General features: G+C 71.3%; 16 protein-coding genes. 7 read left to right on the top strand and 9 right to left on the bottom strand.

Annotation, left to right across the window (positions count from 1 at the left end):
* Nucleotides 1-8 precede the first annotated feature (8 nt).
* The 6 genes from RNB18_RS43130 to RNB18_RS43155 form a co-directional block, all read right to left on the bottom strand.
* Entirely contained in the window at nt 9-302 is a 294-nt protein-coding gene (locus tag RNB18_RS43130; protein WP_057615136.1) for a hypothetical protein, read from the bottom strand.
* 40 nt (nt 303-342) lie between these two features.
* On the bottom strand, nt 343-1,353 hold the full coding sequence (locus RNB18_RS43135) for an LLM class F420-dependent oxidoreductase (protein ID WP_311719594.1): 1,011 nt from the start codon (nt 1,351-1,353) through the stop codon (nt 343-345).
* A gap of 104 nt (nt 1,354-1,457) precedes the next feature.
* Nucleotides 1,458-2,297: a DUF5336 domain-containing protein gene (locus tag RNB18_RS43140; protein WP_311719595.1), complete on the bottom strand. Its 840-nt coding sequence runs from the start codon at nt 2,295-2,297 to the stop codon at nt 1,458-1,460.
* 71 nt (nt 2,298-2,368) lie between these two features.
* Nucleotides 2,369-3,286, bottom strand: a complete 918-nt coding sequence (locus RNB18_RS43145; RefSeq protein WP_311719596.1) for an N-acetylmuramoyl-L-alanine amidase — start codon at nt 3,284-3,286, stop codon at nt 2,369-2,371.
* 22 nt (nt 3,287-3,308) lie between these two features.
* Nucleotides 3,309-3,962: a class I SAM-dependent methyltransferase gene (locus RNB18_RS43150; RefSeq protein WP_311719606.1), complete on the bottom strand. Its 654-nt coding sequence runs from the start codon at nt 3,960-3,962 to the stop codon at nt 3,309-3,311.
* Nucleotides 3,963-4,434: 472 nt separating this feature from the next.
* Nucleotides 4,435-6,168, bottom strand: coding sequence for an MFS transporter (locus tag RNB18_RS43155; RefSeq protein WP_057615126.1), 1,734 nt, complete (start codon nt 6,166-6,168; stop codon nt 4,435-4,437).
* A gap of 136 nt (nt 6,169-6,304) precedes the next feature.
* On the opposite strand from RNB18_RS43155, the gene RNB18_RS43160 reads away from it, so the two are divergent.
* The 4 genes from RNB18_RS43160 to RNB18_RS43175 all read left to right on the top strand — a co-directional run bounded on the left by RNB18_RS43160 (nt 6,305) and on the right by RNB18_RS43175 (nt 10,636).
* Nucleotides 6,305-7,738, top strand: a complete 1,434-nt coding sequence (locus tag RNB18_RS43160) for an MFS transporter (protein ID WP_311719597.1) — start codon at nt 6,305-6,307, stop codon at nt 7,736-7,738.
* 51 nt (nt 7,739-7,789) lie between these two features.
* Entirely contained in the window at nt 7,790-8,329 is a 540-nt protein-coding gene (locus tag RNB18_RS43165) for a SigE family RNA polymerase sigma factor (protein WP_059205766.1), read from the top strand.
* The gene (locus RNB18_RS43170) at nt 8,329-9,129 is read left to right on the top strand and encodes a hypothetical protein (RefSeq protein WP_311719598.1); all 801 of its coding nucleotides are present in this window, start codon (nt 8,329-8,331) and stop codon (nt 9,127-9,129) included. The genes RNB18_RS43165 and RNB18_RS43170 overlap by 1 nt, the downstream gene beginning before the upstream one ends.
* A 277-nt stretch (nt 9,130-9,406) precedes the next feature.
* On the top strand, nt 9,407-10,636 hold the full coding sequence (locus RNB18_RS43175; protein ID WP_311719599.1) for an RNA-guided endonuclease InsQ/TnpB family protein: 1,230 nt from the start codon (nt 9,407-9,409) through the stop codon (nt 10,634-10,636).
* Nucleotides 10,637-10,670: 34 nt separating this feature from the next.
* On the opposite strand, the gene RNB18_RS43180 is transcribed toward RNB18_RS43175, so the two are convergent.
* Entirely contained in the window at nt 10,671-11,303 is a 633-nt protein-coding gene (locus tag RNB18_RS43180; RefSeq protein ID WP_311719607.1) for a response regulator transcription factor, read from the bottom strand.
* A 205-nt stretch (nt 11,304-11,508) separates the two neighbouring features.
* Nucleotides 11,509-12,864, bottom strand: coding sequence for a sensor histidine kinase (locus RNB18_RS43185; protein WP_311719600.1), 1,356 nt, complete (start codon nt 12,862-12,864; stop codon nt 11,509-11,511).
* A 285-nt stretch (nt 12,865-13,149) separates the two neighbouring features.
* Between RNB18_RS43185 and RNB18_RS43190 the strand changes: the two genes are divergently transcribed.
* The 3 genes from RNB18_RS43190 to RNB18_RS43200 are packed head-to-tail and all read left to right on the top strand — an operon-like array spanning nt 13,150 to nt 16,086.
* The gene (locus tag RNB18_RS43190) at nt 13,150-14,025 is read left to right on the top strand and encodes a MaoC/PaaZ C-terminal domain-containing protein (protein WP_311719601.1); all 876 of its coding nucleotides are present in this window, start codon (nt 13,150-13,152) and stop codon (nt 14,023-14,025) included.
* 31 nt (nt 14,026-14,056) lie between these two features.
* On the top strand, nt 14,057-15,133 hold the full coding sequence (locus tag RNB18_RS43195; RefSeq protein WP_311719602.1) for a Zn-dependent alcohol dehydrogenase: 1,077 nt from the start codon (nt 14,057-14,059) through the stop codon (nt 15,131-15,133).
* Nucleotides 15,134-15,141: 8 nt separating this feature from the next.
* Entirely contained in the window at nt 15,142-16,086 is a 945-nt protein-coding gene (locus tag RNB18_RS43200) for a 3-oxoacyl-ACP reductase (RefSeq protein WP_311719603.1), read from the top strand.
* A gap of 73 nt (nt 16,087-16,159) precedes the next feature.
* Here RNB18_RS43200 and RNB18_RS43205 read toward each other — a convergent pair whose 3' ends face one another.
* The gene (locus RNB18_RS43205; RefSeq protein WP_086724430.1) at nt 16,160-16,312 is read right to left on the bottom strand and encodes a hypothetical protein; all 153 of its coding nucleotides are present in this window, start codon (nt 16,310-16,312) and stop codon (nt 16,160-16,162) included.
* Nucleotides 16,313-16,549 lie beyond the last annotated feature (237 nt).

Here is a 16,549-nt window from a genome sequence, read left to right on the forward strand (position 1 = left end):
GTCGGGTCTCAGTGACGGTGGGCGCGGTTGGCGATGGCGTGGCCCACGAACAGGTAGACGACCGCTGCCAGGCCGTAGCCCGCGACGACCCGGGCCCAGGCCTCGTCGAACGTGAAGAGGTCGTAGGACCAGCCGGCGAGCCAGCGAGCGGCGTCGTGGATGAACTGCACGAAGTCGTTCGCACGGTTGGCGTCCAGCAGGTACATCAGGATCCACAGGCCCAGAATGAGGGCCATGATGTCGGCGACGATCGCTATGACCGTGCCGGCTGAGTTGGCACCACGGCGAGATTCAGTGGACATGGTGTTCGAATGGCCCCGAATTCCCGGACGAAACCTGGCCTCATGCGTTGAGCTCCGCCAGCACCCGCAGCGACTCCCGGTCCGGGGCCAGCGCCAGCAGGTCCGTCACCGGGCCCTTGCGCCACGACTCCAGCCGCTCGGCGATGCGTTCGCGCGGTCCGACCAGGGAGATCTCGTCGGCGAAGGCGTCCGGCACGGCGAGCACGGCCTCCTCGCGGCGGCCTTCGAGGAACAGTCGCTGGATCCTGCGAGCCTGCTCCTCATATCCCATACGGGCCATCAGGTCGGCGTGGAAGTTGCGGGCCGCGTGGCCCATTCCGCCGATGTAGAAGCCCAGCATCGTCTTGACCGGCAGCAGTCCTTCGGCCACGTCGTCGCAGACCCGCACCTGCGCCATGGGGGCGACGAGGAAACCCTCCGGAGCCTCGGCGAGCGAGGTCTCGTAGACCTCGGGCCGGTTCGGAGACCAGTACAACGGCAGCCAGCCGTCGGCGATCCGGGTCGTCTGAGCGATGTTCTTCGGCCCCTCGGCGCCCAGCAGGACCGGCAGTTCGGCGCGCAGGGGATGGGTGATCGGCTTGAGCGCCTTGCCGAGCCCGGTGCCGTCCGGGCCCCGGTAGGGATGGGAGTGGAAGCGGCCGTCCAACTCGACCGGCGCCTGCCTCCGGAGGACCTGCCGTACGACGTCGACGTACTCCCGGGTCGCGGTCAGCGGCGACTTGGGGAACGGGCGGCCGTACCAGCCCTCGACGACCTGCGGCCCGGACAGCCCGAGGCCCAGCATGACCCGCCCACCGGAGAGATGGTCCAGGGTGAGGGCGTGCATGGCGGTCGTGGTGGGGGAGCGGGCGGCCATCTGGGCAACGGCCGTACCCAGCCTGATCGTCGACGTCTGAGCCGCGATCCAGGTGAGCGGTGTGAACACGTCCGACCCCCACGACTCGGCCGTCCACACCGAGTGATAGCCGAGCCGCTCGGCCTCCTGGGCCAGCGGCACATGGCGGGGGTCGGGGCCGCGGCCCCAGTAGCCGAGCGCAAGACCGAGTCGCACGACGCCTCCTGACGGTATGTCAGATCTTCGGGAGCGCTCGCGAATGTACGGCAACGGCCCCCCGCCCGGAAGGGGCGAGGGGCCGTCCTACGACCTTGAAGGGCTCAGCCGCGCTGGATGCCGCTCGTGTCCTGCAGCACACCACGACGGCCGTCCTGCGTCTGGGCGACCAGACCCGGACCGCGCTGCTCGACGGCCAGGTACCAGGTGCCCGGCGCGAGTTCGGCGATCGGCGTCGGCGAACCGTCCTCCGCGAACAGCGGGCGCGGCACCGGCACGGCGAACCAGAACGGCGAGAACTCCGCGGCGGGCGGCTGCGGGGCCTGCGCCTGCGGCTGGGGCTGCGCGCCGAACGGCTGCCCCGGCTGCGGCTGACCGCCGTAGGGCTGACCCTGCGGGCCGGGCTGCTGCCCCGGCTGCTGGGCACCCGGGTAGCCGTAACCACCGGGCGGCTGGGCGCCGTAGGGCTGCGGCTGGGGCGGCTTGGGGGCCGGGACGAGGCCGGCCTGGAGCGCGGGGACGAGCGGGGTGGCGACGGCGGCCGCGGCCATGACCAGGGTGGCGACGAGAGCGAGGATCAGGCCGATACCGGCGCTGACCGTGTCCGCACTGGAGCCGTAGTCCGCGGCGCTCAGCGGGTCGAACACGTTCCCCAGCGCGCTCCAGGCGGCGAACACCGTGAACGCGACGCCGACTTGGCCGAGGTCGAGCCCCGCCACCTTGGGGACCTGCGGCAGGCCGCGCGACACAACGACGAGTGCGGCGCCGATGATGCCCGCGAGGACAACCCCCATCACGACCGGGCCGCTCGCCCAGGCGCTGGGCAGGTCGGCGTCGTCGGGGGCTCCGTCGACCGAGTAGAGATCAAGGAAGGACGCGATGAACAGCAACACCGCTGCACCGATCACCACGCCGTCGCCTCGAGTGAGGGAGCGGATATTCACTTCAAGTCCTTCGTAGGTCGTCTCGTCGTCGGTAGACCCTATCGTCCGCCCGGGCGGAGCGTATGTCGGGATCAGCGCGCAGATCGTTGCCCGTGCAGGAAACTCACGATTCCTTCAGAGATTCCCTGTGCGGCCTTCTGCCGCCAGGCCCCGCTCGTGAGCAGGGCAGCGTCCTTGCTGTCGCGCATGTTGCCGCATTCGATGAACACCTTGGGAACCTTTGAGAGATTGAGGCCGCCCAGGTCGGTGCGGGTGTCCAGTCCGGTGCCGTCGCCGATGTAGTTGGAGGGGGCGGTGCCCGTCGCGCGTCCGAAGTCGTGCGCGATGCGCTCGCCGAGTCGGGCGGAGGGGGCGACGATCCGGCGGGTGTCGGCGATGCCCTGGTGGACGCGGCCCGGAAGGATCACGTGGTAGCCGCGCTGCCCGGCGCTCGCGCCGTCCGCGTGGATCGACACCACCGCGTCGGCCTTCGCGTTGTTGCCGATCCTGGCCCGCTCGTCCACACAGGGGCCGTAGGGCCGGTCGCCGTCCTGGGTCAGTTTCACCGTCGCGCCCCGCTTCTCCAGCAGCGTGCGCAGCCGGTGGGCCACGTCGAGGGTGAACTTCGCCTCCGCGTAACCGGCGTTGGTCGACGTCCCCGTCGTGTCGCACTCCTTGCGGTTCGTACCGATGTCCACCTTGCGGTTGATCTCGGCCGTGTGCCGGAAGTTGGTGAGGTTGTGTCCGGGGTCGATGACGACGACCTTGCCCCGGAGCGAGCCGAGCGGCTTCTTGTCCTCGGCGGTGGTGGAGGAGACGGCCGGTGGAGCGCTCGCCCGCGGACTCGCCGCGGCCGTCGTCCCGCCGCCGTCGGCGGCCCCGCTCACCCCCGCGTACACCAGCCACCCGAGCAGCGCGCCCGGCACGAGCACGGCGAGGGCGAGGGTCAGCGGCCGGCGCCGGGGGCGGCGGGGCTGGGGGGAATCGAATTCAGGGCCTGCGTACGACACGTCTGCGACTCTAACCGCGCTCTCAGATCCCCGCCCGCACCCGCCGCAACACCCGCAGCGAGTCGGTCGCCGAGACCTCGGTGAAGGCGCCGGAGGCGAGGGCCCGGAGGTAGACCCGGTAGGGCGCCTGCCCGGTGAACTCGTCCTCCGGCTCGGGGAACACGTCGTGGATGACGAGCAGCCCGCCCTCGGCCACGTGGGGGACCCAGCCCTCGTAGTCGGCGTTGGCGTGCTCGTCGGTGTGGCCGCCGTCGATGAAGACCAGACCGAGAGGGGAGCCCCAGACCTTCGCGATCTGGGGAGAACGACCGACCAGGGCGACCACATGCTCCTCCAGCCCGGCCCGGTGCAGGGTCCTGCGGAAGGTGGGCAGCGTGTCCATCAACCCGAGCTCGGCATCCACCGTCTCCGGATCGTGGTACTCCCACCCCGGCTGCTGCTCCTCGCTACCGCGATGGTGATCGACGGTCAGCGCGGTGATTCCGGCCTCCCGGGCGGCATCGGCCAGCAGAATCGCGGACCGGCCACAGTATGTACCGACCTCCAGCAGCGGCAGCCCCAGCCGCCCGGCGTCCAGAGCGGCTTCATGGAGGGCCAGCCCCTCACCCAGGGGCATGAACCCCTTGGCGGCCTCGAAGGCGGCGAGGATCTCGGGCTTGGGTGCGGCCGCGGCCATGCGGTTCCTCTCGGTCGTACGTGTGGGCAGGCGTCGTACGACCGCGATGCCGCCGTACGCCCCTCCGGACGCACCATGCTGCCGCACCCTTCGGCGGCTGGGGGACAGGGGGTGGGGAACGTGCTGCTGGTCGCCGGGTGGGACGGGCTGGAGGGGCGTGCTTATTCCGGTGGCTGTCCGCGCCAGGTTGGCAGGCGGCTGACGCGTACGCCGAGGCCGCGTTCACGGCCGTCGACAGGACGTGGTGGTGTACGTCGGGCTGGTCCGGACTCGGCCGCTGTAGGTCGTCGTCCTGGCACCGGGCGCCGGGCGGGTTCGTGGGGGCCGGGGCCGAGGCTCGGCGTCGTGGCCGTTTCCGAGGGCGCTGCCGAGTGCGGCTGTGGGTTGTTCGGTCCTACGGCCTTCCGGGCGCCCCCGACGCAACACATCCCCGCCCTGGGGTGGGCGGGGATGTGTACCGGCTTCGTGTCGGTCAGGCCGTGACCGTCTCGCCCGGCAGGGCCAGGTCGAGGTCGATCGCGCGGTCGTCGCCCGCGTGGGTGGCCGAGGAGGCCAGGGGGCCGTGGCCGGTGGCGCGGGCGGCGAGGACGTAGGCGCCCTGGGCGGGGACGGTGAGGACGTACGTGCCGTCGTCACCGGACAGGGTCGCCCCCGCCTGCCGCCCCCGCCGGTCGATCAACGTGACCTTGGCCCGGGGGACCGGCGTGCCCGCGGCGTCCAGGACGCGACCACGGAAGCCACGCAGCACCTCGTCGGCCCGCTCGATCACCGCGTCCTCCTCGCTGCTCGCACGCAGCTGCGGCGCCCGGTTCGGCTTCGGCAGGAACAGGGCCATCAGCAGCCCGACCGCCACCGCGCCGGTCGCGATCAGAAAGGACACCCGGAACCCGTGCATGGTCGGTATCGCGACGCCCCCGACGTTGTTCGCCGTGTTCGCCAGCACCATGCCGATCACGGCGCTCGACACGGACGTACCGATGGAGCGCATCAGCGTGTTGAGCCCGTTCGCCGCCCCCGTCTCCGAGGCCGGGACCGCGCCCACGATCAGCGCGGGCAGGGAGGAGTAGGCGAGCCCGATGCCCGCGCCGAGGACCACCGCGATGACGAGGCTCTGCCAGGCCGCGCTCATGAGGCCCAGCCCGGCGCCGTAGCCGATCGCGATGATCAGCATGCCGAGGATGAGGGTGAACTTGGGGCCGTACTTCGCCGACAGCCGGGCGTAGACGGGCGCCGTGACCATCATCGTCAGGCCCAGCGGGGCGACCAGCAGGCCCGCGACGACCATCGACTGACCGAGGCCGTACCCGGTCGCCTTCGGGAGCTGGAGCAGCTGGGGAAGGACGAGGGAGACGACGTAGAACGAGACGCCCACCATGATCGACGCCAGGTTGGTGAAGAGGACCGCCGGGCGGGCCGTGGTGCGCAGGTCGACCAGGGGGGCCTTCACCCGCAGTTCCATGACGCCCCACAGGAGGAGGACGACGGCCGACGCGGCGAACAGGCCGAGCGTGGTGCCGGAGGACCAGCCCCAGTCGCTGCCCTTGGTGATCGGCAGGAGGAAGAGGACCAGGCCGGCGGAGAGGCCGATCGCGCCCAGGACGTCGAAGGTGCCCTCGGCGCGCGCCGGGGACTCGGGGACGACGAGGAGGGTGAGGACGATGGCGAGCGCGCCGATGCCCGCGGCGCCGTAGAAGAGGGCGTGCCAGTCGGCGTGCTGGGCGATCAGTGCCGCGAGGGGCAGGGCCAGGCCGCCGCCGACGCCGATCGAGGAGCTCATCAGGGCCATGGCCGAGCCGAGCTTCTCGCGGGGCAGCATGTCCCGCATGAGGCCGATGCCGAGGGGGATCGCGCCCATCGCGAAGCCCTGGAGGGTGCGGCCGGCGATCATCGTGAGCAGGTCGCTGGTGAGAGCGCTGACCAGGGCGCCCACGACCATCACCGCGAGGCTGAGGATCAGCATGCGGCGCTTGCCGTACAGGTCGCCGAGGCGGCCCATGATCGGGGTGGCGACGGCGCCCGAGAGCAGGGTGGACGTCAGGACCCAGGTGGCGTTGGCGGGCGCGGTGTCCAGCAGCTGCGGCAGGTCCTTGATGACCGGGACGAGCAGGGTCTGCATCACCGCGACCACGATGCCCGCGAAGGCGAGCACCGGGACGACAGCGCCGGACGCTCTCCGGGTGGGCTGGTCGGTCGGCGTGTGCGTCATGTGTGCGAGGCCTCCGGGCCTGGAAGATCGGGTTACGTGTGGCTTGAACTACGTATGCATGGGCAACTATTCCGATGCTTCGGCGTACTAACGATTTCTTTATATTCTCTTGGGGAAGCGGAGCCGGGTTGAGAGCATGACGGCCATGCTCGAAGCCGCTGAAGTCGCCCGAAGACCCCGCCCTCCCCGGTCGGCGCCGCCCGCCTGGCTGGTGGTGGCGCTGGCGTGCGCGGGCCAGTTCCTGGTCGTGCTCGACGTGTCCGTCGTCAATGTGGCGCTGCCGTCCATGCGCGCCGACCTGGGGATGAGCGAGTCCGGCCTGCAGTGGGTCGTGAACGCCTACTCCATCGCCTTCGCCGGGTTCATGCTCCTCGGCGGCCGAGCGGGTGACCTCTACGGCCGCAAGCGGATGTTCCTGGTCGGCCTCGGCCTGTTCACGGCGGCCTCGCTGGCCGGCGGGCTGGCACAGGGAGACGCCGAGCTGCTGATCGCGCGGGCCGTGCAGGGGCTGGGCGCGGCGGTGCTGGCGCCCGCGACGCTGACCATCGTCACGTCGGCCGTCCCGGAGGGGGCCGCACGGGCCCGGGCCATCGCCACCTGGACGGCCGTCGGCGCGGGTGGCGGCGCCGCGGGCGGATTCGTCGGCGGACTCCTGGTGGACACCCTGTCCTGGCGCTGGGTGCTGCTGATCAACGTGCCCGTCGGCGCGCTGGTCCTCCTGGGCTCGCTGCTGTGGCTGATCGAGAGCCGCAGCGGGGACGGGCGGCGCCTCGACCTGCCGGGAGCGCTGCTGGTCACCGGGGGACTGGCGGTATTGGCGTACGGCATCTCGCAGACCGAGGCCGAGGGGTGGACGGCGGCGGCCACCCTGCTCCCGTTGGCCGCCGGACTCGCGCTGGTAGGCGGCTTTCTCCTCGTCGAGTCCCGTACGGCCGCCCCGCTGATGCCCCTCGGGCTGCTGAGGGTGCGGGCGGTGGCGTCGGCGAACGCGGCGATGTTCCTGAGCGGCTCCGCGATGTTCTCGATGTGGTACTTCATGACGCTCTACGCCCAGAACGTCCTCGGCTACTCACCCCTGGCCGCCGGAGCCGCACTGATCCCGACCTCACTGGCGATCGTGGTCGGCTCGAAACTCGCCCCGCGCTTCATGCGCCGGCTCGGGGCGCGGTGGGTGGCGGTGCTCGGCACGACGGTCGCGGTCGCCGGGTTCGCCTGGCAGTCGACGATGACCGCGGACGGCGCCTATGTGACCGCGATCATGTGCCCCGGGATCCTGATGATGCTGGGCGCCGGCCTAGCGGTGACCCCGCTCGCCTCGCTGGCCATCTCCGGGGCGGCGCCGGGGGAGGCCGGGCTGGTGTCGGGACTGGTCAACACCTCGCGCACGATGGGCGGCTCAATGGGGCTCGCCGTCCTGTCGACGCTGGCGGCGGCGCGGACGGGGGGTGTGGCGTCGCCGGAGGCGCTGACGGAGGGGTACGCGCTGGCGTTCCGGGTGGGGACGGTGGTGCTGCTCTGCGGGGTGGCGTTGATGCTGGCGTGGCTGCCGAGAAAGATCTCCGCGAACTGAGGCAACGGTCCGGGCGGCTCATGGACTCCTTCAGACATCTAGGAGGTGCCCATGGGGGATCGGAAACAGGCTCGGGACGAGGAGTTCCAGAGCTTTGTCATCGGCCGCTGGCCACGGCTGATGCGGACGGCATTTCTCCTCACGGGGGAGCAGCACGCCGCGGAGGACCTGGTCCAGTCGACGCTCGAACAGGCCTATGTGGCCTGGCGCAGGGTCGGCTCGGCGGACGATCCGGAGGCGTATGTACGGCGCGTGATGATCAACGCGCACGCACGCAAGCACCGCAGGAAGCTCAGGGAGTTCCTGGCGCGGGGGGACGACTCGGGCCTGGTGCGCGAGATCGCCGACACCGGTGACCGCATCGCCCAGGCCGACGACCGCAGCGCCCTGCTGACGGCGCTGGCCCAACTGCCGCCACGGCAGCGGGAGGCGGTGGTCCTGCGGTACTGGGAGGACCTGACCGAGACACAGACGGCCGAGGCGATGGGCTGCTCGGTCGGCTCGGTGAAGAGCAACGCGGCCAAGGGGATCGCGAAACTTCGCGCCATACCCGGACTGGCCGACATGGCGACCCAGGGAGGGCGGAAGTGATGAGCACGGACCGGGAGACGAGCCACGACATGAGCGACAGCGACATCGCCCTCCTGCTGGCCGACGCCGCCGACGAGGTGGAGATCGGCATAGCCCCCTACCAGGCGGTGCTCCGCGGTGGCCGCAGGCGCCGGGCCCGCCGCTGGGCGGTGGCCGCGGCCACGGCACTGGTGCTCGCGGGCTCCTCGGCGACCCTCGCGGTGGCGGGTCTGCCGGGCGGGGACGGGGGCCAGGTGGCGACCCAGCCGCCCGGCCCGGCCGACGCCGACCCGTCCAGGGTCCTGCAGACCACCCTGGCCACCGGCACCGACCGGGGCACCAAGTGGCGGGTCCTGATCAACGTGTGGTCGGCCCCGCGCGACGAGAAGCAGGCCGAGGCCCAGCGCGCCGCCATGGCCCTGCGCGGTGAGACCCCGCCGGATGCTCACGATGCCTCCGACCTCGTCGGCAAGATCACGTACTTCGTGTACCGCGGCTACGGCGGCAAGTCGACGAAGGTCATGGAGAACACGGTCCCCAAGACGGACAGGCTCACCGGCACGGACCTGATGTCCGGCTCTCTCCCCCTCGAACCCGGCGGCACGAAGGACGTCCGTCTCGTCATCGGCTACGTCGCCAAGACCGCCCAGCGCGTCAACTGCACCTGGACCAACGAGACCGCGACGGCGGTGGAGAAGGCCGGCTCCGAGACCGGCACCGACGTCCCGGCGATCCGGTCGGCGGCGGGCTCCAACTACAACTGGTTCGTGTGCCTGGCACCGAAGGGCACCGAGTACCAGACGGCGGAGGTGATCGAGTAGGGAACCGCCGGGCTCACCTGATTCTTGCGAGGATGCCCCGGCGTTCACGCCGGGGAGGAATCGCATCCCGTGGATGGCGACGCGGAGCGTCGCCGTGTCCGGTCTCTTGGGGGGCGCGGAGCGCCCGCGAAGCCGCTGACGGAGACGGAGAGCGAACGGGTGTGCCCGTGTTCGCTGGTGGGGGTGGCTTCGCCGTAGTGGGGTACGGGTGTGCGCGTGTCGCACGTACGGTCTCTTCAGGGAAGCTGGGGCGATCGGGCGGGGTGTGGGGGGTGTCGTGTCGGGGGTGAAGGAGGGCGGGGCCGTCGGGCATGCCCGGTGGACGTTCCGGCTGCGTGTGTCGTCGACCGCTGAGCGTGCGCTGCTGGCGGAGTGGGACCGGTGCCGGTGGGTCTGGAACGAGTGCGTCGCCAAGTCCCAGCAGACCGACCTGTGGAAGAAGAACCGCCCCGAAGACGCCGACCAGGCGACGTGCGGTCCGGCCCGGCTCGACACGATGCTGACCGAAGCCCGCGCGAAGACGCCGTGGCTGCGTGAGGGGTCGTCGGTTCCCCAGCAGCAGATCATCCGGGACTTCGGCAAGTCCCGCGCGAAGGCGCACAAGGACATCCGCGAACGTCTGCCGCAGTATCGCCGGGCCGGGATGCCGAAGTACAAGAGAAAGCGTGAGGCCGACCCGAGCCTGAACTACACCAAGCGCGGCTTCCGGCTGAAGGACGGCCGTCTGCACCTCGCAGGCAACATCGCCCTGACGGTCGTGTGGTCGCGGGATCTTCCCGCCGAACCTTCCTCGGTGCGTGTGTACCGTGACACCCTCGGGCAGTGGTACGCCTCGTTCGTCGTGCCCGCCGAAGTCCAGCCGCTGCCCCGGACCGGCCAGGTGATCGGGATCGACTGGGGTGTCAGGGAGACCGCGACCACCACCAGCGACACCCACGACCTCCCGCATGCCCAGTACGGGAAGAAAGCTCAGGCGAAGCTGTCGCGGTACGACCGAACGATGGCCCGCCGCAAACCCGCCACAGGACAGGCAGCCTCCAAGGGCTACCGCGAGGCGAAGAAGCTGCGGGCCAAGGCGTACAAGAAGGTGTCCCGGCAGCGGCAGGACACCGGCCGCAAGTGGGCCAAGCGCGTGGTGGGCGACCACGACGCCATCGCCGTGGAGGACTTCCGGCCGAAGTTCCTCGCGAAGTCGACCATGGCGAGGAAGGCCGCCGATGCCGCCATCGGTGCCACCAAGAAGGCCCTGTTGGAGATGGCCCGCAAGCACGGCAGGATCGTGCACCTGGTCCATCCCGCGCACACCACGATGGACTGCGCCCAGTGCGGAGCGAGAACCAAGCACGCACTACCGCTGTCCGAACGAACCTATGCCTGCGCCGCGTGCGGAACCGTCTCGCCCAGAGACAAGAACTCCGCCCGCGTGATGCTGGTCCGGGCTGGTCTCAACCCGGCTGGTGCTGATGGCGCAAGACCCGGCGGGACGCTGTTCCGCCAGGCAGCCTGAGCCAGGAATCCCCCTCGTTTACGAGGGGGAGGATTCAAAGCCACCCCTGCTGCCGGGCCGCCCGTACGGCCTCCATCCGGTTGCGGGTGCCCGTCTTGCCGATGGCGGAGGAGAGGTAGTTGCGGACGGTGGACTCGGAGAGGCGGAGCTTGCCCGCGATGTCGGCGACCGTCGCGCCGTCCGTGGAGGCCTTGAGGACGTCGCACTCGCGGGCGGTGAGGGGGTTCGGGCCGGCGCTCAGGGCGGCCGCGGCGAGGGCGGGGTCGATCACGGTCTCGCCGGTCAGCACCCGGCGGATCGAGACCGCCAACTCCTCCACGGGACCGTCCTTGACGAGGAAACCGGCGGCACCCGCCTCCATGGCCCGGCGGAGGTAGCCGGGGCGTCCGAAGGTGGTCAGGATCAGCACCCGGCAGTCCGGCGCCTGGTCGCGCAGTTCGGCGGCGGCGTCCAGACCGCTCATCCCCGGCAGTTCGATGTCGAGCAGCGCCACGTCGGGGCGGTGGACGAGCGCCGCGTCCACGATCGCGTCCCCGGCCGCGACCTGGGCCACGACCTCGATGTCCGGCTCCATCCCGAGCAGCAGCGCGAGCGCCCCGCGCATCATGCCCTGGTCCTCGGCGAGCAGCACGCGGATGGACTTGGCGGCCCGGTGCTCCCGGGGCATCTCGTTCACGGCCCAAGAGTAGGGCGCGTCGGCGGGGGCGGTGGGGGTGTGACGTCGTTGCGCCGGAGCGTACGGCTCACCGTCCTCCTCGCCGACGGGTCGCCGCCCGAGCCGCCCGCCGCGCCGCTCGTCTCCCGCTCCCGCGTCGCAGCCGCGGTCTCCGCCGCATCCTTGAACACTGAAGAGTGGACGGCCCCGTACGGCGTCACCCGGCCACCTCGCCGATCCGGGCTCCGCGCACCGCACCCGCCGGCTCCCCGGACGGCTCCGGCGCCACCGACTCGACCGGCAGCTCGGCCCGCACCACGAATCCGCCCCGTGGCCCCGGGCCTGCCTCCAACGCCCCACCGGCCGCGGCCAGCCGCTCGGCGAGCCCCTTGAGACCGGTGCCGCCGACGACCGGGATCGACACCGTGCCGGCGTTATCAACCCCGCACTCGCCCCCGGCCGGCGCCGTGCCCGTCGCCGTCCCCCGGCCGTCGTCCCAGACCCGCAGCCGTACCCGTTCCGCCGAGCCCTGCACGGAGATCTCGCAGCGCTCTGCCCCGCTGTGCCGTACCGCGTTGGTGACCGCCTCGCGGACCACCCAGCCCAGCAGGGCCTCGGTCTGGGCGGCGAGCGGGTGGCCGGAGCGGTGGACGACCGGCTCGATGCCCGCGGCGCGCAGGGCCGAGGCGGCCAGGTCGAGGTCCGCGCTGAGGCTGCCCTCGCGGTAGCCGGTCACCGCCTCGCGGATCTCGGTGAGTGCCTGGCGGCCGACCGACTCGATGTCGGAGATCTGGACGAGCGCGGCGTCCAGATCGCGGGGGGCGAGGCGCCGGGCCGCCTCCGACTTCACGACGATCACCGACAGCGTGTGCCCGAGCAGGTCGTGCAGGTCCCGGGAGAACCGCAGCCGCTCCTCCTCGACCGCGCGCCGGGCCAGTTCCTCGCGGGCCTCCCGCAACTGCCGTACCGCCTCGGAGAGGGACATGATCGCGGCCGTGACCATCGTGGAGATCCAGGTGGCGTACGCGGTGTCGAGTCCGCCCCAGCCGTCGCGGAAGACGGAGGCCGCGCCGGCGACCACGGTCACCACCGCGCCCACCCACCGCAGGTGCGGCAGCCGCACGACCGCGCCCGTCGCGAGCCCGAACAGGGGGAAGAACAGTAGCCAGTTGCCGCCGTACGTCATCGCCAGACCGCAGGTGACCAGGCCCATCAGCACCAGCGCCACCCGGGTGGAGACCGCGTCCCGGGTCTCCTTGTGGAACGCGCGGAAGGCGACGTAGATGTAGAGCGAGTTGAACGTGAGCAGCCCCAGGCCGCCGATCCACGGGTTGGAGGCCTCGCCCTGGAAGAGGTTGGAGAAGGCGCCCATCCCCAACAGCAGCCAGGGCAGCAGACCGAACCCGCTGCCCAGGCCCGCCTTCGTGTGGACCTCCCCGGCCTTCTCTGCGGCCTTGTACTCGGCGTTGAGGCGCTTCTTGTTCGCCTCGTAGTACCGCTGGTGCTTCCGCGCCTCGCGGACCTTCTCGCGGATCTCGTCCACGCGGCACGAGAGCTTGTCCCCTGTTGTCATACCGACGACGCTACGTCTCGCGGAATCCGCCCGGCAGATGTGCGTGTACGGATTTGGGCAGTACAAATGTCACGGTGCCGGAACCCCGGGCGAGACCCGCCTGACGACCCACCTGACACTCCGTCAGGAGTCTTCACAACTGCGGTGGGCTCGGCTATACAGAGGGCGCCGGACTGGAACGCGTTCTAGATCGGCCCGCGACGACCTCGGTGCGGCCGACGGTGCGGACGGCCGTACCGAGGTCTTGACTCCGCCACGGTCGGATCCGCCACTGTCAGGAGCCGTATGCCCATCGACGCAGCCAAGGCCCTCGCCGCCGAGCCCCGGACCGGCGAGATCTCCTGGAACTCCAAGGACGTCCAGCTCTACCACCTCGGCATCGGGGCGGGCTCGCACCCTGACAAACCCAGCCCCGCCACCGATCCCGACGAGCTGCGCTACACCCTCGAATCCCGGCTGCACGTCCTGCCGAGCTTCGCCACGGTGGCCGGCTCGGGGTCGCCGGGAGTGATCAGCGGTCTGTCCATGCCCGGCATCGACGTCGATCTCGCCAAGGTCCTGCACGGCGGGCAGTCCCTGACCATCCACCGTCCCCTCCCCGCCCAGGGCACCGCGACCGCCACGAACCGCATCGCCGCCGTGTACGACAAGGGCAAGGCGGCCGTCCTGGTCATGCGGACCGACGTCGCGGACGCCGAGGGCCCGTTGTGGACCAACGACGCCCAGATCTTCGTACGGGGAGAGGGCGGCTGGGGTGGCGACCGAGGCCCCTCCGCCCGCCTCGACCCCCCGGCCGGCGAGCCCGACCGGACCGTGCAGCGCCCCATCCGCGAGGACCAGGCCCTGCTCTACCGCCTCTCCGGGGACTGGAACCCGCTGCACGCCGACCCGGAGTTCGCCAAGGTCGCCGGGTTCGAACGGCCCATCCTGCACGGGCTGTGCACCTACGGCATGACGCTGAAGGCGGTCGTCGACACGCTGCTCGGCGGGGACGTGACCCGGGTGCGGTCGTACGTCACCCGGTTCGCCGGGGTCGTGTACCCGGGGGAGACCCTGCGGATCCGCATGTGGCACACGCCGCAATCCACCCGGGTCGCCGTCGGCGCGGTCGAGCGGGACGACGCGCCCGTCCTCGCCGACACCATCGTCGAACACTCCTGAACCCAGAACGCCGTACGAGGGGAGCCGCACCATGCGCGCAGCCGTACTGCACGAGATCGGCCAGGAAAAACTCGAAGTCCTCGATGACGTCGAGGCGGTGGGCTTCGGGCCCGGCAGGGTACGGATCAGGGTCCGGGCCACCGGACTGTGCCACTCGGACCTGTCCGCCATGGCCGGGGTCCTCCCGCAGCCGGCGCCCTTCGTCCCCGGGCACGAAGGCGCGGGCGAGATCCTCGAAGTCGGGGAAGGCGTCAGCCACTTGAAGCCCGGCGACCGGGTCGTGGTGTGCTGGCTGCCCGCCTGCGGGGCCTGTCCCGCCTGCAAGCGCGGCCAGACCGAGCTGTGCCTGGCCGGGTTCATGAACGCGGGCACGCCCAACTTCCGGCGCCCCGGCGGCGATGTGTTCGGCTTCGCGGGCACCGGCACCTTCACCGAGGAGGTCGTCGTCGACGCGGGCTGCGCGGTGCCGATCCCCGACGACGTGCCCTTCGACATCGCGGCACTGATCGGCTGCGGCGTCACCACCGGACTCGGCGCCGCGCTCAACACCGCGGACGTGGAGGCCGGTTCGTCGGTCGCCGTCATCGGATGCGGCGGCGTCGGCATCTCCGCCATCCAGGGGGCCCGCCTCAAGGGCGCCGCCGAGATCGTCGCCGTCGACCCGGTCGCCTCGCGCCGCGAGGCCGCCCTCGAGTTCGGCGCCACCCGGGCCGTCTCCCCGGACGAACTGGCCGACGCCAAGCAGCAGGTGACCGCGGGCGAGGGCTTCGACTACGTCTTCGAGGTCGTCGGCAAGTCGGCGACCGCCAGGACGGCGTACGAGACCACCCGGCGCGGCGGCACCCTCGTCGTCGTCGGCGCGGGCGCCATGGACGACTTCCTCCAGCTCAACATGTTCGAGCTGTTCTTCGACGAGAAGCGCATCCTGCCGTCCATGTACGGCGGTGGGGACGTCCTGCGCTCCTACGAGCGGACCATCGCCCTGTGGCGGGCCGGCCGCGTCGACCTGGACCGTCTGATCACCCACCGGGTACCGCTGAGCGAGATCAACGAGGCGCTCGACCAGATGCGCACGGGGGCCTCGCTCCGTACGTGCATCGAGATCTGAGGGCCGCGATGACCGAGCCACTGCCCCTCGAAGGGCTCACGGCGATCGTCACCGGCGCCGGCCGGGGGCTGGGCCGGGCCGAGGCGCTGGAGCTGGCCCGGCTCGGCGCGGCCGTGGTCGTCAACGACTACGGACAGCCGGGCCGGGACGGTTCCGGCGAGGCCTCCGCGGGCCCCGCCGAGCAGGTCGCCGACGAGATCCGGGCCGCGGGCGGACAGGCCGTCGCCCACACCGGCGACGTTGCCGACCACCAACAGGCCGCCCGGCTGGTCGAGTTGGCGGTCGACGAGTTCGGCAAGCTGGACATCCTCGTCAACAACGCCGGCATCCTGCGCGACCGCATGGTCTTCTCCATGACCGAGGGCGAGTGGGACGCGGTGATCCGGGTCCACCTCAAGGGCCACTTCAACACGACCCGGTTCGCGGCCGCCCACTGGCGGGAGCGGTCCAAGGCGGCGGGCGGGCCGGTGTACGGCCGTATCGTGAACACCTCCTCGGAGGCGTTCCTCGCCGGGTCCGCCGGACAGCCCAACTACGCGGCCGCCAAAGGCGGAATCGTCGGGCTCACCACGTCGACGGCCCTCGCGCTCGCCAAGTACGGCGTGACGGCCAACGCCATCTGCCCGCGCGCCCGCACCCGGATGACCGAGGACGTCTTCGCCGGCCTCGAGCAGCCCGAGTCGGGCCTCGACCCCCTCGCCCCCGAGCATGTCGCCCCGCTCGTCGGCTACTTGGCCTCACCGGCGGCCGAGCGCGTCAACGGCCAGCTGATGGTCGTCCACGGCGGGATGGTCGTGGTCGTCGAACGGCCGCGGGTGCAGGCCAAGTTCGACAGCAAGCAGGACACCTTCACCTACGACGAACTGGACGCCCTGCTCACCCCGCACTATGCGCGGCGACCGTCGGAGGAGACGTTCGCGGCGGCCGAAGTGCTGGGACTCAAGAGGGAGTGAAGGGAGTAGGGGGAATGGACGCGCAACGGCCCGCTCCTCGAACAAGGAGCGGGCCGTGTGTCGTCGTCTGCCCTCAGGCCGCGGCCTCGGTCTGCTCGACCGACTTGCGGTGACGGCCACGCGGGGCCGTCTCGCTGTCCTGGACCGAGACCGGACCCCGGTGCTTACCGTGGCCCGTGGACTCCTGGACGTCTGCAGTCGACTGGTTCGTGCTGGCGTCGCTCATGGAAGAAATTCACCCCGTCAACATGATCTTTCTTTACAGCGGGGCGAGTTTAACCGGCGCACCACGGGCCGAATCCAGGCGGCCGGGCCAACCGGCACTACTTCGTTACAAGATTGCCCAACGGGGCTTGCTGCAAGGGCACAGGACGTGCCACGACAGGCTCCGGAGGACCCGATTCGGGCGACGGCACGGCCGTACCGCCGCCGCCCTCCGGGTCCTCCGGAGCCTGTCGTGGCA

The organism is Streptomyces doebereineriae (genome assembly GCF_031845645.1).
GTDB classification, from domain to species: domain Bacteria; phylum Actinomycetota; class Actinomycetes; order Streptomycetales; family Streptomycetaceae; genus Streptomyces; species Streptomyces canus.